The sequence below is a fragment of the Streptosporangium sp. NPDC053982 genome (assembly GCF_055585205.1).
This window is the reverse complement of sequence record NZ_JBVJKQ010000003.1, coordinates 442,549-462,994: the sequence shown is the minus strand read 5'-3', so window position 1 is coordinate 462,994 and position 20,446 is coordinate 442,549. Positions and strand designations below refer to the sequence as shown.

The following is a 20,446-nucleotide window of genomic DNA, read 5'->3' as shown; positions in this document are numbered from 1 at the left end:
GGCGGCCCGGTGGTGACCGGTCCGGGCCGGCCCGCAGGACGTCGTCCGGGTTTCTCGCCGATGCCGCGCATCCGGGGCCGCCGGGTGGGCTAGCCGTCCAGCGGGAGGCGGTAGACGGACACGTGGGACGGTGAGCCGGCGGCGAACTCCGTCCCAGACCAGTCGGCGTGCCTGCTCTCCGACTCGAATCCGGCCAGCTGAGCCATGAGGTCGAGCTCGACCGGCCAGATGTATCGGTGCGGGCTGCGGGACAACCGGGCCTGTCTGCTCTCGTCGAATCGGAAGTGGTGGGATATGACGTGCTGGCGCAGAACGTCGTAGGTGTCCAGGCCGATGTAGCCGGGTCGGTGGTTCCAGACCACGGCCTGCCGTCCCGGGGGGAGGCTGCGTAGCTCCGACACCCACAGCTCGATCACGAACCGGCCTCCGGGGGCGAGGTGACGGGCGGCGTTGCGGAAGCACTGGACCTGCTCGGCCTGGGTGAGCAGGTCGGAGATCGTGTTGTAGACGAGATGGACGAGCGTGTACTCCCCCGGCGCGACGGTGGTCGCCATGTCACCGACGATCACCGGGATCGTCGTCTCGTTCGCCTTCGCCCGCAACCGGTCGACCATCGGAGCCGACAGTTCGATGCCGGTGACGGACACCCCGTTCGGCGAGCGGTACGGCCACGCGACCGGTTCCGACGGCGAACTCCGGCGCCCGTTCGCTCTCCGCGAGTCCGGCAAGGCGGTCCACGGCCGGTCCCAGGACCTCGGGAGCGAACATGCCGGTACCCGGCGGGTCATGGCGTTGAGCGGTCTCGGCGTCCCAAAGCTCGTCCTGCCACATGACGGCAACGGTGGCAGCGGACGCACGGCTTGTCCAAAGGGTTTCGGCGCCCGCGTCGGCGGCTGAGGAAACGGATGGAACCCGAGGCCCCGCTTTCGCCAGGATGAGGAGATGAGCGTTCCCGCCGCCGGTGTCCGCCTGCCCTGGCAGGCCGTACCGGCGAAGATCCGTCAAGCCGTCGAGGACCACCTGGGCGCCCCGGTCGCCGAGGCCGTGACGCAGACCGGAGGGTTCTCACCCGGCGCCGCCGTACGGCTGAGGCTGGCCGACGGGCGGCGCGCGTTCGCCAAGGCCGTCGGCCCGGAGCCGAACCCGCACAGCGCGGACATCCACCGGCAGGAGGTCCGCGTCGCCGCGGCGCTCCCCGCCGCCGCGCCCGCGCCCAGGCTGCTGGCCTCCTTCGACTCCGGCGGCTGGGTGGCGCTGCTGTTCGAGGACGTGGACGGCCACCCACCCGCCGAGCCGTGGCACGCCGCCGAACTGGAGCGGGTGCTGGACGCCCTGGACCGGCTGGCCGCCGTGCTGACACCCTCGCCCGTCGCGGCGCCGACCCCCGAGGAACGGTTCGGCGAGCAGTTCCAGGGATGGCGGCGACTGGTCGCGGCCCGCGACGAGGGCGCCGGCGACCCGGCCGGGCTCGACCCGTGGGCCGCGCGCCACCTGGACGCGCTGGCGGACCTGGAGGCGGGCTGGACGGCCGCCGCGGCCGGGGACTCCCTGGTCCACGGCGACATCCGGGCCGACAACCTGCTGCTCACCCCGCACGAGGTGATGGTCGTCGACTGGCCCTGGGCGTTCGTCGGGGCGCCGTGGCTCGACGTGCTGATGATGCTGCCCAGCGTCCGGATGCAGGGCGGCCCGCCGTGCGAGGAGGTCTTCGCCGCCCGCCCGGTCGCCCGGGACGCCGACCCGGAGGCGGTGACGGCGGTGCTGGCCGCGACCGCCGGTTTCTTCGTCGACTACTCCCTGCGGCCCGCCCCGCCGGGCCTGCCCACCCTGCGCGCCTTCCAGGCGGCCCAGGGCCGGGCCGCCCTGGAATGGCTCCGCACCCGCCTGCCGCATCTCCATCCGTAACCGGGGGCCGGGCGGCGGACCCGGTCATAGAGGCTTCGGCGGTGTGGCGTGGTCAAGGGCCGGGGCCGGCGGGACGGATGAGGCCGCTCTCGTAGGCGAAGACCACCACCTGGGCGCGGTCACGCAACCCGAGCTTGACCAGCACGCGGCTCAGATGCGTCTTGACCGTCGCCTCGGCCAGGTGCAACGCCGCGGCGACCTCGGCGTTGGACAGCCCGTGCGCCACCTGCACCAGCACCTCGTGTTCCCGCGTGGTCAGCCGCGCCAGCCGTTCGTCCCGCTCGGCGGGCCCCGGCGTCATCCGCGGCGCGAACCTCTCCAGCACGCGGCGGGTGACGCGTGGCGACAGCGCCGCCTCTCCCGCCGCGACGTCGCGGATCGCGCTCAGCAGCTCCTGCGGCCGGGTGTTCTTCGGCAGGAACCCGGCCGCTCCGGCCCGCAGCCCGGCGAAGGCGTACTCGTCCAGATCGAAGGTGGTCAGGATGAGCACGCGCGAGCGCGGGCTGTCGCGCACGATCCTGCGGGTCGCCTCGATGCCGTCCAGGCCGGGCATGCGCACGTCCATCAGCACCACATCCGGGCACAGACGCCGCGCCAGCCGGGCCGCCTCCTCACCGTCAGCCGCCTCCCCGGCCACCTCCATGTCCGGTTCGGCGTCGAAGACCATGCGGAAGGCCATCCGCAGCAGCGCCTCGTCGTCGGCGATCAGCAGCCGGATCATCGCGGCGCCCCCAGGTCCAGTACGGCCAGCACCCGCCATCCGCCGCCCGGCACCGGTCCGGCGTCCAGGGTCCCGCCGTAGGCGGCCACCCGTTCCCGCATGCCCGCGATCCCGCGCCCGTCGCCCCGGAGCCCGGAGCGGGACGCGGACACCCGGGCCCCGGCGTCGGGGGATCCGGGGGCGGCGGGCACGGCCGGGTCACGGACATCGGTGACCTCCACCTCGGCGCGGCGTGGCGACACCGCGACCCGCACGTCGGCGCGGGCGCCGGGTGCGTGCCGCAGCGTGTTCGTCAGCGCCTCTTGGACCAGCCGATAGATCGTCAGCTGGGCGGCGGCGGGAACCGGCCCGGTGTCACCGGCCACCCGGACACACGTCGCCAGCCCGGCCGCGCGCATCCGCTCGGCCAGCGGGCCGATCTCGGCGATTCCGGGCGCGGGCCGAAGCGTCTCCCCGGGGCGGTCCTCGTCCGAGGCGGCGCGGCCGTCGCCCAGGGAACGGCGCATGTCCTGCAGGGCCTGGCGTCCCGTCGCGGCGACCTGCTCCATCGCCGCCGCGGCCCGGTCCGGCGCGCTGTGCCGGACGTGGGCGGCGCTGTCGGCCAGCGCCACCATGACCGACAGGTTGTGGGTGACGATGTCGTGCATGTCGCGGGTCATCCGCGCGCGTTCCCCGGCGACGGCCAGCCGCGCTCGCTGCTCGCGGTCGCGTTCCAGGGAGGTCACGTAGGCCCGCCGTACCCGCGTCCACCGGCCGGTCATGAGGGCGGCGGCGGCCATCGCGCTCAGCGCGGCCGCCGTGAGGGGGAACAGGCCGGGCGGCGCCCAACGGGCGGCGGCCAGCAGCACCCCGGCCTGCAGCGCGAGCGCCGCCGTCAGGGCGTGGCGCCAAGGGCGGCGCGCGGCGACCGTGTACAGGGCCACCAGGAGGGCGGCGTCGGCGGGAAGCTGCACGTCCAGCGCCCACTGGACGGCGGCGGCGAGGCCGATCGCACCCAGGACCGTCATCGGAGCGCGCCGCCTCCAGGCCAGCGGCGCCACCAGCGCCGTCTGCAGCGCGAGCAGCCACGGGGGACCCTCCGGCACCCGGCCGGGTCCGAGCGTGGCCAGGAGCAACGCGGCGGCGAGCAGCGCGTCGGCGGGCACGGCCGGCCATCGGCTCAGCGCGGTGAGGCGGGCCGCCGGATGACCGGCTGGTCTCATGCACCTCACCCTAGGTTTCCCCGGGCCGGTTTCCGATCCTCCCCGGGGATGACCGTCATCCGAAAGTCGCATGGGCGCGTGCGACCTCCGCCGCTGGCCCGCGGGCGTGCCCGGCTGCCAGCCTCGTCGGGACATCCCTTCCCGTTCGAGGAGTTTTCGCATGGCCTTCATCACGAAAAATACGGATCTGGCCAGAGGCGTCAGGGGCGTCAGAGGCACCGGGCCGTCCGCGGTTTCCAGGGGCCAGGCGTCCGCCGTCCCGAAAGCCGCGGGCAGGGTCGCGGGGCTGGCCGTACTGGTGCTGGCGGCCTCCACGCCCGCGGCCGCCGCCGCCGGAAGCCCGGTCGGGGTGAGCCTGCCCGCGCCCGGCGGCCCCTATCCGGTCGGGACCGTGGCCATGCGGCTGGTCGACCGCTCGCGGCCCGACCCGCTGGTTGCGGCCAAGCCGTACCGGGAACTGATGATCAGCCTGTGGTACCCCGCGACGGGCGGCGGACCGCTCGCGCCGCACATGGCGCCGCTGGCCGCCGCCGACTGGGACCGGCATTCGGCGCCGCCTCTGGGCATCGCCGAGGGCGGCGTCGCCTGGGCCGCCACCCGCACACATGCCCGCGTGGGCGCGCCGGTCGAGCCGCGTGCGGGCAGGCTGCCGGTGGTGCTGTTCGGTTCGGGAGACGGCGGGCCGCGCACGCTGGGCACCACCCTGGTCGAGGACCTGGCCTCGCGCGGCTACCTGGTCGTCACCGTCGACCACACCTATGAAGCCGACCAGGTGGAGTTCCCCGGCCGGCGTCTGGTGCGCGCCCTGCCGCTGCCCGCGAAGCTGACACCGAAGGTCATCGCCAGGCTGCTCGCCCGGCACGCGGCGGCGCGCCTGGCGGACATGCGCTACGTCCTGGACCGGATCACCGCCCTGGCCCACGGCCGCCCGATCGGCGGCAGACCGCCCGCGGGGATGCTCGGCGCGCCCGACACCTCTCGGGTGGGGGTGCTGGGACAGTCGCTGGGCGGGTCGGTCGCCGCGCAGCTGACACGGGTGGACACCCGCGTGGACGCGGGCGTCAACCTCGACGGCGCCTATGTCGGCCCGGTGGCCACCCGCGGCGTGAACAGGCCGTTCCTGCAGCTGGCGGCCGAGACCCACACGCGTGACGGCGAGCCGGGCTGGAAGTCGTTCTGGCGGGCCTCGACCGGATGGAAGCGGGAACTGCGCTTCAAAGGCGCGGTCCACGGCTCGTTCACCGACCTCCAGCCGCTGCTGCCGCAGATCGCGGCCAAGCTCCCCGGGGTGCCGCTCGCGGACTACGTGGGCACCATCGATCCCGGCCGTTCGGTGGCGGCCCAGCGGGCCTACGTCGGGGCCTTCTTCGACCTGCACCTGCGGGGCAGGCCGACCCACCTGTTCGATGGCCCCGGCACCCGCTTCCCCGAGGTCTCCCTCATCCCCTGACCTCGTCCGCGACCTCGTCCGCGCGGTCCGCCGCATCGGCAGGAGGCCCACACCGGCCTGTCGTCGCCGTGCCGGGGTCGGCGAAACGGACGTCCGACGGAGCCGATGGCTGGATACTGATCTTCCAGCATCGGGACAGCCAGGGAGGAACCGGATGGAGACCGAGGGCCGCACAGCGGAGATCATGGTCGCGGAGGCCCGCAAGGCGTTCTGGGTGATGGTCGGCTTCCTGGCCCTCATCTGGGCGCTGCAGGTCGCCAACTGGCTGTCGGGCTACGAGCTGAGCTACGAGCACGGCATCCAGGCGTGGCACCCGGAGAGCCTGCCCGACATCCTCTCGGCCCCGTTCCTGCACTTCAGTTGGGACCACATCGAGGGCAACTCCGGGCCGCTGTTCGTCTTCGGGTTCCTGGCGGCCTACCGGGGTGTCCGGAGGTTCCTCGGGGTCACGGGGTTCATCGTCCTGGTCAGCGGCCTCGGCGCCTGGTTCACCTCCAGCCCGCAGAGTGTCGGCGCGGGCGCGAGCGGCGTCGTCTTCGGCTACTTCGGCTATGTCCTCGTGCGCGGCGCGTTCGACCGGCACCTGATCGACATCGTGGTCGGCGTGGTCATGGCCCTGTGCTTCGCCTACCAGTTCGCCGGGCTGCTGCCCGAGGAGGGCGTCGGCTGGCAGGCCCACGTGTTCGGCTTCCTCGCCGGGCTGGCCGGCGGCTGGCTGTTCCGCGACCGCCGCTCCCGCCCCCGCCCGGTCCCGACCACCCCGCAGCGGGAGCCGAGGTCCGCGCTGCTGAAGGAACTGGACGACCTCGGCCTCTGACGGCCGTACGGCGCTTTCTGCTCCGCTCAGGAGCCGGAGCGATTCCCCGGCTTTTCTCCGTCGGCCGGGAACGGGTCGAAGAAGCCTTTCTTGGCGCGGCGGAGGAAATCCGCCCAGGCGTCGAATCCGAAAAGGACGCCGCATTGTCCCGGGACGGTTATCCGTACCCCGTCGCGGTCCATTATGACGATCACCCGCACGCCCGCGCCTCCCGCTCGTCCGGGGCCGGGCGGGCGTCGCCGTCCGACGTCGGGCGGGCCTCCCCGCGCGGACCTGGACCGGCGTCCTCGTCCCGGGCCGGGCGGGCGTCGAGGGCGCACCAGACCGTACGGCCCCGCGTCCCGTGGCCGCGAACTCCCCAGTGGCCCCGGGACAGCTCCGCGACGATGGCCAGGCCGCGCCCGCGCTCCTGGTCGTCCGGTACGGCGCGCGGCACGCGCGGGTCCCACGGGACGCCGCCCGGGTCGGTCACCTCGACGCGCAGCAGATCGCCCGCGCGGGCGAGGACGAGCAGAACCAGGTCGTACGGCCCGGCCGGGCGGGCGTGCACGACCGCGTTCGTGACGAGTTCCGAGGCCGCCAGCCGTACGTTCTCATAAGCCGGGTGGTCCGCGCCGATCCATTCCGCTATTCGGGCGCGAGCGTGGGCGGCGGACGACGGATCGGTTTTCAGATACGCCTCCCCGAGGACCTTCGTGCATTCTTGCGCGGGTCCGCCCGTGGAATCGGTCGCGCGATTCATTCTCACCTGCTCCGCCTCCGCCGACGATTTTTCTATTGCGCCTTCGCAGCATGGCATCGGCCGGATACATTGGGTATGCGAACGGCTGCGGTCCGTTCCACGCATCCCGCGAAACCTCAGGCGAAACGAGGTGATCCACCCGTGCCCGGCCCCAAGGATCTCGACCCCACGAAGTCACCGGTGGCCTTCTTCGGCTACGAGCTGCGGAGATACCGGCAGGAGGCCGGTCTGACCCAGGACAACCTGGCCAGGCGGGCCGGGTTCGCGCTGACCACGGTCTCCATGGCCGAGACCGGCTGCCGCCCGCCGACCGAGGAGTTCGCCCGCCGCTGCGACCAGGCGCTGGGCGTGGGTGGCGCGCTGATCCGAATCAAAGAGATGATCGACAACGTCTCGGCCCAGCTCCCGGCGTGGTTCCGGCCGTGGGCCGAGATCGAGCAGGCCGCCGAGAGTCTGCGCACCTGGCAGCCGCTCCTCGTCCCCGGGCTGCTGCAGACGGCCGAGTACGCGAGGGTCCTCTTCGTCAACGAGCCGGGAGCCACGGCGGAGAAGGTGGAGAAGGACGTGGCCGCCCGGCTGGACCGGCAGCGCATCCTGGAGCGGGACGACCCGCCCATGCTCTGGGTCGTCCTCGACGAGGGCGTGCTCACCCGGCCGGTCGCCGATGACGCGGTCATGGCGGCGCAACTGGACCGCCTGCTGGAGGCCGCCGCCCTGCCGCACGTCACCATCCAGGTGGTGCCGTTCGACGCGGGCGCCACCGTCGGCCTGCTGGGAGCCTTCGCCATTGCACAGGTGCGGGGGCTGACAAATACTGTCTACATGGAGTCGGCCGGTCAGGCGCAGGTCACCGACCGGCCCGTCGACGTCGCCGACATCACCGTCAAATACGAGGCGATCCGTTCCGAGGCGCTTCCCCAGCGGGCGTCACTGGAGCTGATCAGGGAGACGAGGGACCGATGGACCGCGAGCTGATCGAGGCCGTGTGGGTGAAGTCGCCGTTCTCCGGCGGTAACGGCGGCGACTGCGTGGAGGTCGCGAAGCTGTCCGGTGGCCGGGTGGGTGTGCGGGACAGTAAGGATCCGTCGGGTCCGGCGTTGGTGTTCACGCCGGGGGAGTGGGCGGCCTTCACCCGCTGGGTCCGCACCGACGACACCGTCTGATCTGGGCCAGGGCGAAGCTCAGACGTCCAACTCCCGAAGCCGTCATACCTGTGGGACCACCTGGACGCTAAGGCATGAACCAAGCGAGGCCGTACCGGTGTCATGCCCCAACAGCTCCTGCTGATCTTGTAGTTGAGTACGCGAACTTTCCCTCGGGGCGGTGGACGCGTCCGTGATCGCGGTCGCGGAGAGACTTCGTGTTCAGGAAATCGCCACTATAGATCATCGACACTTCGGGGCCGTGAAGAACTCACAGGGCGGCCACTTCACGTTGCTGCCGTAGCCGTCGGCCTCCGTCCTGCGGGCTGCCGGAAGCCGACCACCCGTAAGGCACGGACTCCGAGCCCCATTCGTAGCGATCTGCGAAGATGATCACATGGATGAGTTGATCCCCGTGCTGCGGGTCGAGGACGCCGCGGTGGCGGTCGGGTGGTACGAGCGGCTGGGATTCACCAAGCAGTGGGAGCACCGATTCGAGCCGGACCTTCCCGCTTTCGTCGAGATCGCCCGGGACGGGATGCGGATCTTCCTGTCCGAGCACGGGGGTGACGCGCGTCCCGGCACACTGCTGTACCTTCGGGTGGCCGACGTCGACGCCGTGGCCGCCGAGTTCGGCGTCACGGCGCGGGACCTGCCCTGGGGCCGCGAGGCCGAGATCCGCGATCCCGACGGCAACCGCATCCGGGTCGGCGTCTCGACGGCCTGACGGGGGACGGGCTGGCGTCTTGACGGCCTGACGGAGGAGACGGGTTGCCATTTCAGCGGCCTGACGGGGGCGGGCCGGCATCCCGAGGACCTGACGGAGGAGCGGAAAGTGAACGAGCCGGTGCCCGCCGAGCTGCTGGAGATCGCCGACGCCCTGCTGCCGGGCGCTCCGCTCGACACGGCCCGCCTCTTCGGCGGCGGGATCCACGACGTCGTCCTGCTTCCCGGGGTCGCGGCCGTGCGGGTCACCAAACGCCCGTCGGGGGCCGCCGCGCTGCCGCGCCGTACCGAGATCCTGCGGGTGGTCGCCGCGGCCGGTCTGCCGTTCGCGGTGCCGGAGCCGTTGACGCCGGTGACGATGTTCGGGGAGCGCGCGGCCGTCGCCGTCTCGTGGCTGGACGGCGCCGCGATGCCCGACGACGTGGGCGACCCGGAGGGGATCGGCGAGCTGCTGCGGGCGTTGCGGGAGCTTCCCGTCACCACGGAGCTGAAGGCGGTGCTGGGCGAGCCGCGCACTTTCACCGGCGGCCACCACTGGTCGGAGATCCTCGCCGAGGAGGTGCTCCCGCGCCTGCCCGCCAGGTGGCGGGAGGAGGGCCGGCGGCGTCTCGACGACGCGATGGCCCTGGAGGAGGTCCCCGACGCCCTCGTCCACGGCGATCTCGGCGGCGGCAACGTCCACTGGGGTGAGGACGGCAAGCTGGTCGGCGTCCTGGACTGGGACCGCGCCCACCTGTTCGACCCGGCGGTCGACGCCGCCTTCATGGGATGGGTGCACGGCTGGGACAACGTCCGTGCCGCCGTGGACGGCGGCACCTACCGCCGCGCCCGGGTCTGGGACCGTACGTTCGGTGTCACCCACCTCGTCGCGGCCCTCGACGGCGCGCCCCTGGGGAACGCCGAGAGCTATGTAGAGCACATCGTCGCCTGGCTGGAGCAGTACGGCTGAGCGCCGGCCGTACGGATTACCGGAAGATTTCCGGTGCGATCCTGTCCGGAAGCGGGGGGCCGGTCCGTCATCGTGATGAGCCCCGGTACCGGGGAGCGACAGGAGACACCGAGGAGCCGTGAAGATGAAGTACATGATGTTCGTGTGCAGCGACGCCGAGCCCGACACCGACACCGTCGACATGCCCGACATCGAGAAGTGGGTCGCCGAGAACGACTCCCGGGGCCGCCGCCTGGACGGCAGCGTGCTGGGGTCGACGTCCGCGGCCACCACGGTCCGGGTCCGCAACGGCCGGTTGCTGGTATCCGACGGGCCGTTCGCGGAGACCAAGGAGGTGATCGTGGGCTACGACCTGCTGGAGTGCGCGGACCTGGACGAGGCGATCGAGGTGGCCCGCGCCCACCCGATGGCCCGCAACGGGCGGCTGGAGCTGCGCCCGCTGATCGACCTGGCCGACTGACGGCGTGACCGATGAGACGCCCGCGGCCGCGGCGGCCATGACGCCTGAGGCCGCGACGACGTCCACGACGCCCGGAACCGAGGCGTCCGCGGCCGCGGCGTCCACGGTGCCCGAAGCTGCGGCGTCCACGGTGTCCGGAGTCACGGCGTCCGCGGACGCCGTGGCCGGTGCCGTCGCGGCCGCGGGCGTCGACGCCCGCCCGCGGATCGTCGCCGCGCTGATCCGCGTCACCTCCGACTGGACGCTGGCCGAGGACTGCGCCCAGGAGGCGTTGGCGCTCGCCCTGTGGCGGTGGCCGCGGGAGGGCGTGCCGGGCAATCCGGGCGGCTGGCTGATGACGGTGGCCCGCAACCGCGCGATCGACGTGCTGCGCCGCGCGTCGGTCGAGCGCCGCAAGCTGGCCGAGGTGGCGGCGCTCGCCCTCACCGACCCGGTCTCGTCCCCGGAAGAGCCCGGGGACGAGGTCGTGGACGATCGGCTGCGGCTGATCTTCACCTGCTGCCATCCCGCGCTCTCCCTGGAGGCGCGGGTGGCGCTGACGCTGCGGACGGTCTGCGGGGTGCCGACCGCCGACATCGCGCGGGTCTTCCTGGTCGGCGAGTCGGCCATGACCCGCCGCCTGACCCGGGCCAAGACGAGGATCGCCGATGCCGGGATCCCGTACCGGGTGCCGACCGGCCCGGCGCTCGCCGAGCGGCTCCCCGGCGTCCTGGCCGTGCTGTACCTGCTGTTCACCCATGGCTACAACGCGGACGGCCGGCCCGCGTTCGCCGACGAGGCGATCCGCCTGGCCCGGCTGCTGAGGGAGCTCATGCCCGGTGAGGGCGAGGTGACCGCGCTGCTGGCGCTGTTCCTGTTCCAGCACTCCCGGCGCGACGCCCGCCGCGACGACCACGGCGATCTCCTGGCCCTGGACCGACAGGACCGGCGCCGCTGGGACCGCGACGCGATCACCGAGGGCCTGCGCCTCCTCACGGAGACGCCGCAGGACGACCTGTACGCGCCGCGGGACCGCCCGCACGCGCCGCGGGACGGCTCGCACGCGCCGCGGGACGGCCGGCACGCGCCGAGGGATGATCCGTATGCGCCGCAGGACGGTCCGTACGCGCTGCAGGCGCGGATCGCCGCCTGTCACGCCACCGCCGTCTCCGCCGGCGCCACCGACTGGCCGGCCATCGCCGCGTGCTATGACCGGCTGGCCGGGATCCAGCCCTCACCGGTGGTCGAGCTGAACCGCGCGGTGGCGCACGGCTACGCGCACGGGCCGGGGGCCGGGCTGGCCCTGCTCGCCCGGATCCGCGCCGGAGGCGCCCTGGAAGGCCATCCTCTCGCCGTCGCCGCGGAAGCCGACCTCACCGCCCGCCGGGGAGATCCCGGAGACGGTGACCGGGCCGCCGTCCTGTTCCGGCGGGCCGCCGCCGCGGCCCACTCCGAACCCGAACGCCGGGCGCTGCTCGACCGCGCCGACGAGGCGGCGCGTCGTCGTCCGGCGGATCGGCCGGCGGGAGGACCCACGGGAGAAGATCCACAGAACAGGATCTAGGCGGGCCGGGGCACGGAGGCCCATCCGGGGAGGGTGAACCACCGGGGTACGGCGCGGCGCAGCGCCTCGGGCCCCCGTACCTCGACCGCGTGGGCGCGCAGCGCGTCCGGCCAGCTCAGCTCGCCGCGCCAGATCCCGACCATGCTGCGCACGTCGGCGGTGACCGTGACGGCCACGGCGTGGCCGGGGTCCGTGTCGCAGACGTCGACCTCGTCGCGCGTGATCACGAGCCACCAGTCGCGGCCGCCGGGCGGCGCGTCCGGGAACCGGAACTCGACGACCGTCCGCCCGTCCGGGACGGCGGACAGGTCGACGTTGCGGTGCATGTCCCACAGCAGCAGCTTCGGGTCCAGGTCGTCGTCGCCCAGCTCCCCGATCCAGCGGACGCCCCAGGCGGCGAGCGCCTCGATCATCGGCCGCAGCTCGTGCCCGGCCCGGGTCAGGACGTACCGCACCTCGTTGTCCCTGACGTGCCTCTCCACGATGCCGGCCCGGGTGAGCCGGTGCAGCCGCCGGGACAGCAACGTGGGGGACATGCGCGGCAGGCCGCGGCGCAGATCGTTGAAACGCTCGGTGCCGCACACCAGTTCCCGGACGACGAGCAGCGTCCAGCGTTCGTCGAGCAGTTCGGCGGCCTTGGCGACCGGGCAGAACTGGTGGTACGAGGAGCCCATGCCCGCAGTCTGGATCCCGCCCGTCATGAACGCCAGGGGGGAGGCGTGCCGGGTCCCGGCGGACGCCGGTACAGATCGTGTACTGGATGGCGCCCCCGTGGCTCCTTACCGTCGGTTCCAGTCCATCGCGGATCACGACGAGGGAGAGACGCCATGACCGCACAGAGCGATCCGCCGCAGGCCGACCGCGACCTGAAGGCCCGGCACCGCGCCATGTGGGCGCTGGGCGACTATCCCGCGGTCGCCGCCGAGGTCATCCCCGGGCTGGGTGAGATCCTGGTCGAGGCGTGCGGCGTGGGACCGGGGCACCGGGTGCTGGACGTGGCCGCCGGGTCCGGGAACGCGGCCATCCCCGCGGCACTGGCCGGGGCGGACGTGGTGGCCGGCGACCTCACCCCGGAACTGCTGGAGGCCGGACGGGCCGTGGCGGAGCGGCGCGGCGCGGTGCTCGAGTGGCGGCAGGCCGACGCGGAGGCACTGCCGTACGCCGACGGCGAGTTCGACACGGTCATGTCCTGCGTCGGGGTCATGTTCGCTCCCCACCATCAGGCCGCCGCGAACGAGCTGGTCCGGGTCTGCCGTCCGGGCGGAGTGATCGGCCTGATCAACTGGACGCCGGAGGGGTTCGTCGGCCAGATGTTCGCGGCGATGAGGCCGTACGCGCCGCCGCCTCCGCCCGGCGCGCAACCCCCGCCGCTGTGGGGCAGCGAGGACCACGTCCGGGCGCTGCTCGGGGACGCGGTCACCGATGTCGCCGCGCGCCGGCGGACGGTCACGATCGACCGGTTCGCCCACCCAGCCGCCTTCCTCGACTACTTCAAGGCCAACTACGGACCGACCGTCGCCGCCTACCGGGGGGTGGCCGGGGATCCCGGCCGGGCCGCAGCCCTGGACCGGGCTCTCACCGAGCTGGCCCGAGCCCATATGCGGGAGGGGGCGACGATGGAGTGGGAGTACCTCCTCCTCACGGCGCGCAGGCGAGGCTGACGGCGAGACCGCCCACCCGGAGTGCCTGTGCGGGCGCCCCTCCCACCGCTCGCCGTAAGGGATGTGCCAAAATTCGGGCATAGTGTGTATATTTTCCGTAATTGGGTCTCATCTGAGGGAGGATTTATCGTGCGAGCGTTCCCGCGGGTGCTCTTCGACGAAGCACACAGCGAGTCATGGACGATCCGCCGGGAGGTCGCCGAGACGATGAATCCAGGCCATCCCGACGACAACAGCTACGCCCGTGCCGCCGACGTCCTGCGCCGCCTCGGCCACACCGTGGCCGCGCACACCGAGGGGCCGGTCACCCCGGCCCTGCTGGCGGGACAGGACGTCTTCGTGATCGCCCACCCGTCGGCCGGCCGCTGGGAGCGCACCACCGGCCTGGGCAGCCCGGTCTTCCCCGTGGAGGAGCTCGACGCGATCGAGGAGCACGTCCGGGGCGGCGGCGGCCTGGTCGTGCTCGCCGAGTGCGAGCAGGAGAAGTACGGCAGCAACCTCACCGACCTGCTCGCCCGTTTCGGCGTCGGCGTCGAGCACCTCACCGTCCAGGACCCGCGCAACGCCCACAACGGCGTGGCCGCCTGGGTCCTCGGCACGCCCGCCGCGGCCGAGGGCGAGGACCCGCTGGCCGGCGCCCGCCGCGCCTGCTTCTACCGTGCCGGGGTCCTCACCGCCCCCGGGGACGCGACCGTGCTGTTCTCCACCTCGCCCGCCGCCGACCCCGCCGGCCGCCCGCTGGCCGTGGCCGTACGGCACGGCGAGGGCCGCGTCGTCGTGCTCGCCGACTCCGACCTGTTCGGCGACGACTCGATCGGCGACTACGACCACGCCGCGCTGTGGGGCAACCTCGTCACCTGGGCCGCGCGGATCCCCGCCGCCAGGGCCGCCGCCACCGGCGAGACGGAGGCGCGGGCCGCCTTCCGCGAGCTGAAGGAGGCCGTCGAGGCGCTGAAGCCGCTCCAGGCCAAGGACGGCTCGGTCGAGCGCGACCACGAGCGGGCGGCGGAGCTGGTCGCCGAGATCGCCGGCCACGTCACCCGGCTCGCGCCCCGCTTCCCGCACGACGAGGCGTACCTCGCCGCGGTCGTCACCGACCTGAACCGGTGGGCCGAGGCGGGGCTGGGCGTGCCCGACTTCCTGGACTCGCTCAACGCCTTCCACCCCGACACCCAGCGGGTCGACGGCCTGGAGCACCTCGTCGTCTTCCCGATGTACACCCAGAACGGCACGACCTTCCGCTATCTGGAGGCCGTCTGGATCCGCACGATCTGGCCCGAGTGGCTGGCCGAGCTGGAGCGCACCCGCTACGACAACGCGCTGTTCGTGCCGATCGCCTTCGAGGACTTCACCTCCGGCTACGACACCAACTCCGCGGTGCTGTTCCCCGAGACCGTCGCGGTCCGCGAGACCCCGCCCCGGTTCACCTGGGGCGGCATCTTCGCCGACCGTGAGGCGGCCCGGTTCCGCGCGGTCAGCGGCGCCGCCGCGAGCACCCTGAAGCTGGCGCTGCCGCCGGACGCCGCCCGGCTCGTCGCCTCCCAGGAGCTGGCCCAGGACACCTTCGTGCTGTGGGACCTGATCCACGACCGCACCCACAGCCACGGCGACCTGCCGTTCGACCCGTTCATGATCAAGCAGCGCATGCCGTACTGGCTCTACTCGCTGGAGGAGCTGCGCTGCGACCTGACCGCGTACGGCGAGGCGGTGAAGCTGGAGGCCGAGGGCGTGCCGCACGCCCGCTACGTGCAGATCGCGATCCTGTTCGACCGGCTGTTCCGCTTCCCGATCACCGGCGAGCGGGTCCGCAACTACGACGGCCTGGGCGGGCAGCTCCTCTTCGCCTACCTGCACCGCAACGACATCGTCCGCTGGACCGACAACCGGCTGAGCGTCGACTGGACCCGCGTGGCCGGCGGTGTCGCCGACCTGCGCACGGAGGTGGAGAAGCTCTACCGCGACGGCATCGACCGCTCCAAGCTCGCCCACTGGCTCGCCGCGCACCAGCTCGTCGCCGCCTACGTCGAGCCGCACCCGGCCTCGGTCTGGGCGCGCGGGGTGGACGCGCTGCCGGTGGAGGGCTTCCCGAAGGCGGTGGTGGACGCGGTGCTGCCCGACGAGTTCCCCCTGAGCATGTTCTACGAGGCCCTGCGTCGTAAGCTCACCGACGTCATCGACTCCACGAAGGGGATCCGAGCATGATCATCCTCGTTGCGGGCGCGGCGGGACCCACGGGCCAGGCGTTCGTCCGCCGCTTCACCGACAAGGGCCACACCGTCATCGGCGTCGACAGGGCCGGGGCCGACGGCGACCGCGCGGTCGACCTGCTCGACTTCGACGCCGTCAAAAGGCTCGCCCGGGACGTCGAGGCCGAGCACGGCCGGGTGGACGGCATCGCCCACCTGGTCGGCGGCTGGCGCGGCGGGAAGACCTTCGCCGAGACGAAGCTTTCGGACTGGAACCTCCTGCACGACCTGCTGATCCGCACCCTCCAGCACGTCACGCTCGCCTTCGAGCCGTTGCTCAAGGCGAGTGAGAGGGGCCGGTTCGCCATCGTCTCGGCCACGGCCGCCCAGAACCCCACCCAGGGCAACGCGGCCTACGCCACCGCCAAGGCCGCCTCCGAGGCGTGGACGCTGGCCTTCGCCGACGCGCTGTCCGGCACGAACGCCACGGCGAATATCCTGGTCGTCAAGGCCCTGGTGAACGACGCCATGCGCGCCGCGAGCCCGGAGCGGAAGTTCCCCGGCTTCACCGACGTCGCCGACCTCGCCGGAGCGTTCGACGCGCTGTGGGAGACCGACGCCAACGGCACCAGGATCGACCTGACCCGCGGGTAGCGCCCGCGGGGACGACACCGACACAGACGACGACGGCACCGACGTGCGGCGCCCGGAGCCGGGCGCCGCACCGCACGGGGCCCACGCCCGCGGGCGGGGGACGCGACGCACGACAGCGGCCCGCCGGCGCACGGCGGGCCGTACCGCTTGAGAGGGACACGTGACCGACGCCATCCGCAGGCACGACCCGCTGGTGAAGAGCTTCGCCAGCGACAACTACGCAGGGGTCCACCCGGAGATCCTCCAGGCGATCGCCCTGGCCAACGAGGGCCACCAGATCGCCTACGGCGCCGACGTCTACACCGAGGCGCTGCAGGAGGTCTTCCGGCGGCACTTCGGCCCGGCGGCCGAGGTGTGGCCCGTGTTCAACGGCACCGGCGCCAACGTGGTGGCGCTGCGGGCGATGACCGCGCACTGGGAGGCGGTGGTCTGCGCCGAGTCGGCGCACATCCACACCGACGAGGGCGGCGCGCCGGAGCGGGCGGCGGGCCTGAAGCTGCTGACCGTGCCCACCCCGGACGGCAAGCTCACCCCCGAGCTCATCGACACCCAGGCGTGGGGCTTCGGCGACGAGCACCGCGCCCAGCCCAAGGTCGTCTCGATCACGCAGTCCACCGAGCTGGGCACCCTCTACACCCCCGAGGAGATCAAGGCGGTCTGCGACCATGCCCACTCCCTGGGCATGCTCGTCCACCTCGACGGCTCCCGCATCACGATCGCGGCCGCCGCGCTGGGCGTGCCGATGCGCGCGTTCACCACGGACGCGGGCGTGGACGTGCTGTCCTTCGGCGGCACCAAGGCCGGGATGATGTTCGGCGAGGCCGTCGTGGTGCTCAACCCCGACGCCGTCCGCGGTCTGCGCTACATCCGCAAGACCCAGATGCAGCTCGCCTCCAAGATGCGGTTCGTCTCGGTGCAGTTCGAGGCGCTGCTCGCCGGGGACCTGTGGCGGCGCAGCGCGGGCAACGCCCTCGCCATGGCGCGGCGGCTCGCCGACGCCGTCCGGGAGATCCCGGGGGTCCGGGTGCCGCGGCCGGTGGAGGCCAACGCGGTCTTCGCGATCCTGCCGCGCGACGTCACCGAGCGCCTGCAGAAGCGCTACCGCTTCTACACCTGGAACGAGGCCACCGGCGAGGTGCGCTGGATGACCGCCTTCGACACCACGGAGGCCGACGTGGACGCCTTTGCCGCCGCGGTGGCCGAGGAGATAGGATCTTCCGTATGACGACGCGCAGCACAGGGCTGTGGCGGGCCGCCCATCGGCGGACCCGCTTGCCAGCCTGACTGCGCACCCGAACGGCCGCCGTGAACCGGCGGCCGTTTCGCGTTGTACGGCCCGGCGGGCGCGGGCGGCCTCCTTCCACCACAAGGAGCGACCATGACGAAACGCGTTTTCTCCGCCTTCACCGCCAGCGGCCACCTCACGCTCGGCAACCTCCTGGGCGCGATGCTGCCCGCCGTACGGCTCCAGGACGAGGCCGACTGCGTCTACGCGGTCGCCAACCTGCACGCGCTGACGGTCAGGCACGACCCCGCCCTGCTGCGGGAGCGCACCCTGGAGATGGCCACCCTCATGCTGGCCTGCGGGATGGACCGCTCGCTCGTCTACATCCAGTCGGAGGTGCCCGCGCACACCGAGCTGTCCTACCTGCTGGAGTGCACCGCCCACTACGGCGAGATGCGGCGGATGATCCAGTTCAAGGAGAAGTCGGCGGGCAACGAGGAGGTGCGGCTGTCGCTGCTGACCTACCCCGCGCTGATGGCCGCCGACATCCTGCTGCACCGGGCGCACCAGGTGCCGGTGGGGGAGGACCAGCGCCAGCACGTCGAGCTGACCCGCGACCTGGCCCTGCGCTTCAACAACCGGTACGGCGAGACGTTCACGCTGCCGGAGGCGGTGCATCCGCCGGTGGCGGCCCGGGTGATGGACCTGGCCGACCCCACCGCCAAGATGAGCAAGTCGCGGGGATCGGCGGGAACGATCCACCTGCTCGACGACCCGGCCGACGCGCACCGCAAGGTCATGCGCGCGGTGACCGACTCCGGCGGCGAGGTCGTCTTCGACCCCGCGAACAAGCCCGGCGTCTCCAACCTGCTCACGATCCTGTCGGCGTGCACCGGCAGGCCGGTGGACTCCTTCTCCTACCAGGGCTACGGCGCGCTGAAGCGGGACGTGGCGGAGGCGGTGGTGGAGACGCTGCGACCGATCCGGGAACGGCACGCCGAGCTGTCGGCCGACCCGGCGGAGCTGTCGCGGATCCTGACGGCCGGCGCGGCGCGGGCCACCGAGCGCACGGCCGGCCTGATGGCCGCGGCCCGGCACGCGATCGGCCTGCCCTGAAGGGGTGGCATCGGCTTTTCGGGTGCCGTCGGCCGGACCTGCCCTCGTGGACACGCTCGCTCAGGCGTCCAGAAAGATCGAGGTGTCGAGGGTGAGGCCGATCGGGTCGGGAAGGCGGAGGAGCTCGCCCATCTTCACGGTCGTCACCGTCCGGTAACCGTCGTCGCCGGGGTCGCCGTACAGGACCACGGTCCGCGGGTCGGCCTCGGCGTCGACGACGAGCAGGAACGGCACCCTTCCGCGGGCGTAGAGAAGGGGCTTGTCCTCGCGGTCCTCGCGCACGCTGCCGGCCGACACCACCTCCGCGACCAGGATCAGCCCGTCGGACAGGATCTCCCGCTCGCCCCGGCGTGGTGCGTCGGCCGGCCCCATGGCGAAGTCGGGGATCAGCGGTTCACGGGTCCAGGAGATGCACACGTCGAGCTCGGGCCAGGTGCGCCAGCCCCGCTCCCGGGCGAGGGGCAGGAACGCCTCGACGAGCAGCGCGATGGTCCAGGACTGCCGGGGGGTGCTGCGCGGGCTCACGATCACTCTTCCGTTGATGATCTCGACGCGGAAGCGTGGCAGGTCGGGGAGCCGATCGACGACCTCCCGGAGCGTGGTGGGTGTCCGCGCCGTCCCGCCCTCGCCGGGCTCCGGGACCCCGCCGCGTCGCTCCTGCGACGTGGCGGGCGCGCCGTCGTGGTGAACTCGCCTGGAGGCCATGACCATTGCCTACCCCGTTCCCGCGAAACGACTTCCGTGGCACCGAGTATCGCAGCCGTCACTCCGTGTCGCCGCGCGTTCGCGGAAGTGAGCGTGAGCGGTGCGGTCGTACGCGGGGAGGTTCCGGGTGCCGACGCGGGAACGGGGACTCAGTTCTTCTGGCCGGTCTCCTTCTCGTAGGCGGTGAGCTGCTGCTCCAGCGCCTTCATCAGCTCGAACACCTGGCTCGGGGGGAGGCGGATGCGGCTGACGATCCGGGTCGGCACGCTCACGAAGTGCTGGCCGGAGGAAGGGTCGTTGGCGAGCTGCGGCGGTCTGGTGATCACCGCGAAGTCGAGGACGAAGCCGTCCTCGGTGTGCCACACGGAGGCGAAGTTGGCGTACTGCCCCGCCTCGACCTCGGCCGAGATGCTCACCTCCAGGCGGTTCTCGGGCTCGTCGTTCACCATGGGTCCTGTCTCCTCAGGGCCGGGTCGCGCCATGCCGTCCCGGCCGGGACCGGGCGTGCGGGGACGTGGCGCGATCGAGGGGGCGGCGGTCAATGGGGCGGCGGTCGATGGGGCGGTCGGGCGGTCGCGGGGCGGTCAGCGCGTGGGAGGCAGCGGCTCGGCGCCGCGTTTCCTGAGCATGTCGGTCATCAGTGTGATCTCGCCCGTCTGGCCTTCGACGATGTGCCGGGCCATCGTCGCCACCTCGGGACGGTCCGACTGCTTGAGCAGGGCCTCGGCCATCTGCACGCCGCCCACGTGATGCCGGATCATGAGCTGGAGGAACAGGATCTCCTGATCCTTGCCGGACGCCTCGCGGAGCTTCGCGAGCTCCTCGGGGGTGGCCATGCCCGGCATCTTCGCCGGGGCGGCGGCCGTCCCGGCGTGGCCGTGGCCGCCGGCCATCCACGCCATCGGCGGTCGTTCCGACGACTGCTCCAGATCCCACTGCTGAAGCCAGCCCATGAAAATTCCACGCTGGGCGGTCTGGGTGACGATGATGTCGTAGGCGAACCGCCGCAGATCCTCGTCGGTGCTGCCGTCCCGGGCGATGAAGGCCATGTCCACGGCCTGGGCGTGGTGCGTGGCCATGTCGCGGGCGAACCCGGCCTCGGCGGAGGCGTCGGTCGGATCCGTGTCGCGGCCCACGACCAGCAGGAAGGCCACCGCCAGGACCAGGATTCCGGCCAGTGCGGCGACCGCCGTACGGCGCCGGGGCTTGGGTGCGTCATCGACAAGGGGTTCCATCGCTCAC

At 72.7% G+C, this 20,446-nt stretch carries 24 protein-coding genes; 15 read left to right on the top strand and 9 right to left on the bottom strand.

All coding sequences use genetic code 11. The features are described from left to right. Positions 1–89: 89 nt before the first annotated feature. Positions 90–614 carry a class I SAM-dependent methyltransferase gene (locus ACZ6W9_RS07375; protein ID WP_389956303.1) on the bottom strand — a complete coding sequence of 175 codons (525 nt, stop codon included), beginning with the start codon at positions 612–614 and terminating at the stop codon, positions 90–92. Here ACZ6W9_RS07375 and ACZ6W9_RS07370 point away from each other — a divergent pair. Together ACZ6W9_RS07370 and ACZ6W9_RS07365 are read left to right on the top strand one after the other, a co-directional pair. Further along, on the top strand, positions 553–897 hold the full coding sequence (locus ACZ6W9_RS07370; RefSeq protein WP_389956350.1) for a hypothetical protein: 345 nt from the start codon (positions 553–555) through the stop codon (positions 895–897). The two genes, ACZ6W9_RS07375 and ACZ6W9_RS07370, sit on opposite strands and share 62 nt — an antisense overlap. Positions 898–942: 45 nt before the next feature. Further along, a complete protein-coding gene (locus ACZ6W9_RS07365; RefSeq protein ID WP_389955289.1) occupies positions 943–1,905 on the top strand; it encodes a phosphotransferase family protein in 963 nt (320 codons plus the stop codon). A gap of 52 nt (positions 1,906–1,957) precedes the next feature. Here ACZ6W9_RS07365 and ACZ6W9_RS07360 read toward each other — a convergent pair whose 3' ends face one another. After that, a complete protein-coding gene (locus ACZ6W9_RS07360) occupies positions 1,958–2,626 on the bottom strand; it encodes a response regulator (RefSeq protein WP_389955287.1) in 669 nt (222 codons plus the stop codon). Further along, positions 2,623–3,828 carry a sensor histidine kinase gene (locus ACZ6W9_RS07355; protein ID WP_389955284.1) on the bottom strand — a complete coding sequence of 402 codons (1,206 nt, stop codon included), beginning with the start codon at positions 3,826–3,828 and terminating at the stop codon, positions 2,623–2,625. The genes ACZ6W9_RS07360 and ACZ6W9_RS07355 overlap by 4 nt, the downstream gene beginning before the upstream one ends. A gap of 160 nt (positions 3,829–3,988) precedes the next feature. Between ACZ6W9_RS07355 and ACZ6W9_RS07350 the strand changes: the two genes are divergently transcribed. Together ACZ6W9_RS07350 and ACZ6W9_RS07345 are read left to right on the top strand one after the other, a co-directional pair. After that, the gene (locus ACZ6W9_RS07350) at positions 3,989–5,278 is read left to right on the top strand and encodes an alpha/beta hydrolase family protein (RefSeq protein ID WP_389955281.1); all 1,290 of its coding nucleotides are present in this window, start codon (positions 3,989–3,991) and stop codon (positions 5,276–5,278) included. Positions 5,279–5,432: 154 nt separating this feature from the next. Beyond that, positions 5,433–6,095 (top strand): rhomboid family intramembrane serine protease, encoded by a 663-nt coding sequence (locus ACZ6W9_RS07345; protein WP_389955278.1) that lies wholly within the window; start codon positions 5,433–5,435, stop codon positions 6,093–6,095. Positions 6,096–6,121: 26 nt separating this feature from the next. Here the strand turns inward: ACZ6W9_RS07345 and ACZ6W9_RS07340 are convergent, their stop codons facing one another. After that, the gene (locus ACZ6W9_RS07340) at positions 6,122–6,295 is read right to left on the bottom strand and encodes a hypothetical protein (RefSeq protein ID WP_389955275.1); all 174 of its coding nucleotides are present in this window, start codon (positions 6,293–6,295) and stop codon (positions 6,122–6,124) included. Beyond that, positions 6,286–6,837 carry an ATP-binding protein gene (locus ACZ6W9_RS07335; RefSeq protein WP_389955273.1) on the bottom strand — a complete coding sequence of 184 codons (552 nt, stop codon included), beginning with the start codon at positions 6,835–6,837 and terminating at the stop codon, positions 6,286–6,288. Before ACZ6W9_RS07335 ends, ACZ6W9_RS07340 begins: the two co-directional genes overlap by 10 nt. 141 nt (positions 6,838–6,978) lie before the next feature. Here ACZ6W9_RS07335 and ACZ6W9_RS07330 point away from each other — a divergent pair, with 141 nt between their 5' ends. The 6 genes from ACZ6W9_RS07330 to ACZ6W9_RS07305 all read left to right on the top strand — a co-directional run bounded on the left by ACZ6W9_RS07330 (position 6,979) and on the right by ACZ6W9_RS07305 (position 11,657). Next, the gene (locus tag ACZ6W9_RS07330) at positions 6,979–7,812 is read left to right on the top strand and encodes a helix-turn-helix domain-containing protein (protein WP_389955270.1); all 834 of its coding nucleotides are present in this window, start codon (positions 6,979–6,981) and stop codon (positions 7,810–7,812) included. Next, positions 7,797–8,000, top strand: a complete 204-nt coding sequence (locus tag ACZ6W9_RS07325; protein WP_389955267.1) for a DUF397 domain-containing protein — start codon at positions 7,797–7,799, stop codon at positions 7,998–8,000. Before ACZ6W9_RS07330 ends, ACZ6W9_RS07325 begins: the two co-directional genes overlap by 16 nt. A 376-nt stretch (positions 8,001–8,376) precedes the next feature. After that, entirely contained in the window at positions 8,377–8,706 is a 330-nt protein-coding gene (locus tag ACZ6W9_RS07320; RefSeq protein WP_362928713.1) for a glyoxalase superfamily protein, read from the top strand. Positions 8,707–8,814: 108 nt separating this feature from the next. Then, positions 8,815–9,654 (top strand): phosphotransferase family protein, encoded by an 840-nt coding sequence (locus tag ACZ6W9_RS07315; protein WP_389955263.1) that lies wholly within the window; start codon positions 8,815–8,817, stop codon positions 9,652–9,654. Between the two features lie 124 nt (positions 9,655–9,778). Further along, entirely contained in the window at positions 9,779–10,114 is a 336-nt protein-coding gene (locus tag ACZ6W9_RS07310) for a YciI family protein (RefSeq protein ID WP_389955258.1), read from the top strand. Between the two features lie 4 nt (positions 10,115–10,118). Beyond that, entirely contained in the window at positions 10,119–11,657 is a 1,539-nt protein-coding gene (locus ACZ6W9_RS07305) for an RNA polymerase sigma factor (protein WP_470116883.1), read from the top strand. On the opposite strand, the gene ACZ6W9_RS07300 is transcribed toward ACZ6W9_RS07305, so the two are convergent. After that, the gene (locus ACZ6W9_RS07300; RefSeq protein WP_470116882.1) at positions 11,654–12,331 is read right to left on the bottom strand and encodes a winged helix-turn-helix transcriptional regulator; all 678 of its coding nucleotides are present in this window, start codon (positions 12,329–12,331) and stop codon (positions 11,654–11,656) included. The genes ACZ6W9_RS07305 and ACZ6W9_RS07300 overlap by 4 nt on opposite strands. Positions 12,332–12,484: 153 nt before the next feature. Between ACZ6W9_RS07300 and ACZ6W9_RS07295 the strand changes: the two genes are divergently transcribed. The 5 genes from ACZ6W9_RS07295 (at position 12,485) to trpS (ending at position 18,499) form a co-directional block, all read left to right on the top strand. Then, positions 12,485–13,318, top strand: a complete 834-nt coding sequence (locus ACZ6W9_RS07295; protein WP_470116881.1) for a class I SAM-dependent methyltransferase — start codon at positions 12,485–12,487, stop codon at positions 13,316–13,318. Between the two features lie 129 nt (positions 13,319–13,447). Further along, positions 13,448–15,520, top strand: a complete 2,073-nt coding sequence (locus ACZ6W9_RS07290; protein ID WP_389955247.1) for a DUF6421 family protein — start codon at positions 13,448–13,450, stop codon at positions 15,518–15,520. Further along, positions 15,517–16,158, top strand: coding sequence for an SDR family NAD(P)-dependent oxidoreductase (locus tag ACZ6W9_RS07285; RefSeq protein WP_362928727.1), 642 nt, complete (start codon positions 15,517–15,519; stop codon positions 16,156–16,158). Before ACZ6W9_RS07290 ends, ACZ6W9_RS07285 begins: the two co-directional genes overlap by 4 nt. 160 nt (positions 16,159–16,318) lie before the next feature. Continuing rightward, positions 16,319–17,383, top strand: a complete 1,065-nt coding sequence (locus ACZ6W9_RS07280) for a threonine aldolase family protein (protein WP_470116880.1) — start codon at positions 16,319–16,321, stop codon at positions 17,381–17,383. A gap of 153 nt (positions 17,384–17,536) precedes the next feature. After that, positions 17,537–18,499: a tryptophan--tRNA ligase gene (gene trpS / locus ACZ6W9_RS07275; protein WP_470116879.1), complete on the top strand. Its 963-nt coding sequence runs from the start codon at positions 17,537–17,539 to the stop codon at positions 18,497–18,499. Positions 18,500–18,559: 60 nt separating this feature from the next. Here the strand turns inward: trpS and ACZ6W9_RS07270 are convergent, their stop codons facing one another. The 3 genes from ACZ6W9_RS07270 to ACZ6W9_RS07260 all read right to left on the bottom strand — a co-directional run bounded on the left by ACZ6W9_RS07270 (position 18,560) and on the right by ACZ6W9_RS07260 (position 20,439). Continuing rightward, a complete protein-coding gene (locus tag ACZ6W9_RS07270) occupies positions 18,560–19,204 on the bottom strand; it encodes a Uma2 family endonuclease (protein WP_389955237.1) in 645 nt (214 codons plus the stop codon). Positions 19,205–19,353: 149 nt separating this feature from the next. Continuing rightward, complete coding sequence (locus ACZ6W9_RS07265) at positions 19,354–19,653, bottom strand: DUF3467 domain-containing protein (protein ID WP_218911607.1); 300 nt, start codon at positions 19,651–19,653, stop codon at positions 19,354–19,356. A gap of 135 nt (positions 19,654–19,788) precedes the next feature. Further along, positions 19,789–20,439, bottom strand: coding sequence for a DUF305 domain-containing protein (locus ACZ6W9_RS07260; protein WP_470116878.1), 651 nt, complete (start codon positions 20,437–20,439; stop codon positions 19,789–19,791). Positions 20,440–20,446: the final 7 nt, after the last annotated feature.

Bases quoted from the DNA above. Each gene is read 5' to 3' on its own strand.
- ACZ6W9_RS07370 (WP_389956350.1), top strand. From the start codon at position 553: ATGTCACCGACGATCACCGGGATCGTCGTCTCGTTCGCCTTCGCCCGC.
- ACZ6W9_RS07375 (WP_389956303.1), bottom strand. From the start codon at position 614: ATGGTCGACCGGTTGCGGGCGAAGGCGAACGAGACGACGATCCCGGTG.
- ACZ6W9_RS07365 (WP_389955289.1), top strand. From the start codon at position 943: ATGAGCGTTCCCGCCGCCGGTGTCCGCCTGCCCTGGCAGGCCGTACCG.
- ACZ6W9_RS07360 (WP_389955287.1), bottom strand. From the start codon at position 2,626: ATGATCCGGCTGCTGATCGCCGACGACGAGGCGCTGCTGCGGATGGCC.
- ACZ6W9_RS07355 (WP_389955284.1), bottom strand. From the start codon at position 3,828: ATGAGACCAGCCGGTCATCCGGCGGCCCGCCTCACCGCGCTGAGCCGA.
- ACZ6W9_RS07350 (WP_389955281.1), top strand. From the start codon at position 3,989: ATGGCCTTCATCACGAAAAATACGGATCTGGCCAGAGGCGTCAGGGGC.
- ACZ6W9_RS07345 (WP_389955278.1), top strand. From the start codon at position 5,433: ATGGAGACCGAGGGCCGCACAGCGGAGATCATGGTCGCGGAGGCCCGC.
- ACZ6W9_RS07335 (WP_389955273.1), bottom strand. From the start codon at position 6,837: ATGAATCGCGCGACCGATTCCACGGGCGGACCCGCGCAAGAATGCACG.
- ACZ6W9_RS07325 (WP_389955267.1), top strand. From the start codon at position 7,797: ATGGACCGCGAGCTGATCGAGGCCGTGTGGGTGAAGTCGCCGTTCTCC.
- ACZ6W9_RS07320 (WP_362928713.1), top strand. From the start codon at position 8,377: ATGGATGAGTTGATCCCCGTGCTGCGGGTCGAGGACGCCGCGGTGGCG.
- ACZ6W9_RS07310 (WP_389955258.1), top strand. From the start codon at position 9,779: ATGAAGTACATGATGTTCGTGTGCAGCGACGCCGAGCCCGACACCGAC.
- ACZ6W9_RS07300 (WP_470116882.1), bottom strand. From the start codon at position 12,331: ATGGGCTCCTCGTACCACCAGTTCTGCCCGGTCGCCAAGGCCGCCGAA.
- ACZ6W9_RS07295 (WP_470116881.1), top strand. From the start codon at position 12,485: ATGACCGCACAGAGCGATCCGCCGCAGGCCGACCGCGACCTGAAGGCC.
- ACZ6W9_RS07285 (WP_362928727.1), top strand. From the start codon at position 15,517: ATGATCATCCTCGTTGCGGGCGCGGCGGGACCCACGGGCCAGGCGTTC.
- trpS (WP_470116879.1), top strand. From the start codon at position 17,537: ATGACGAAACGCGTTTTCTCCGCCTTCACCGCCAGCGGCCACCTCACG.
- ACZ6W9_RS07270 (WP_389955237.1), bottom strand. From the start codon at position 19,204: ATGGCCTCCAGGCGAGTTCACCACGACGGCGCGCCCGCCACGTCGCAG.
- ACZ6W9_RS07265 (WP_218911607.1), bottom strand. From the start codon at position 19,653: ATGGTGAACGACGAGCCCGAGAACCGCCTGGAGGTGAGCATCTCGGCC.
- ACZ6W9_RS07260 (WP_470116878.1), bottom strand. From the start codon at position 20,439: ATGGAACCCCTTGTCGATGACGCACCCAAGCCCCGGCGCCGTACGGCG.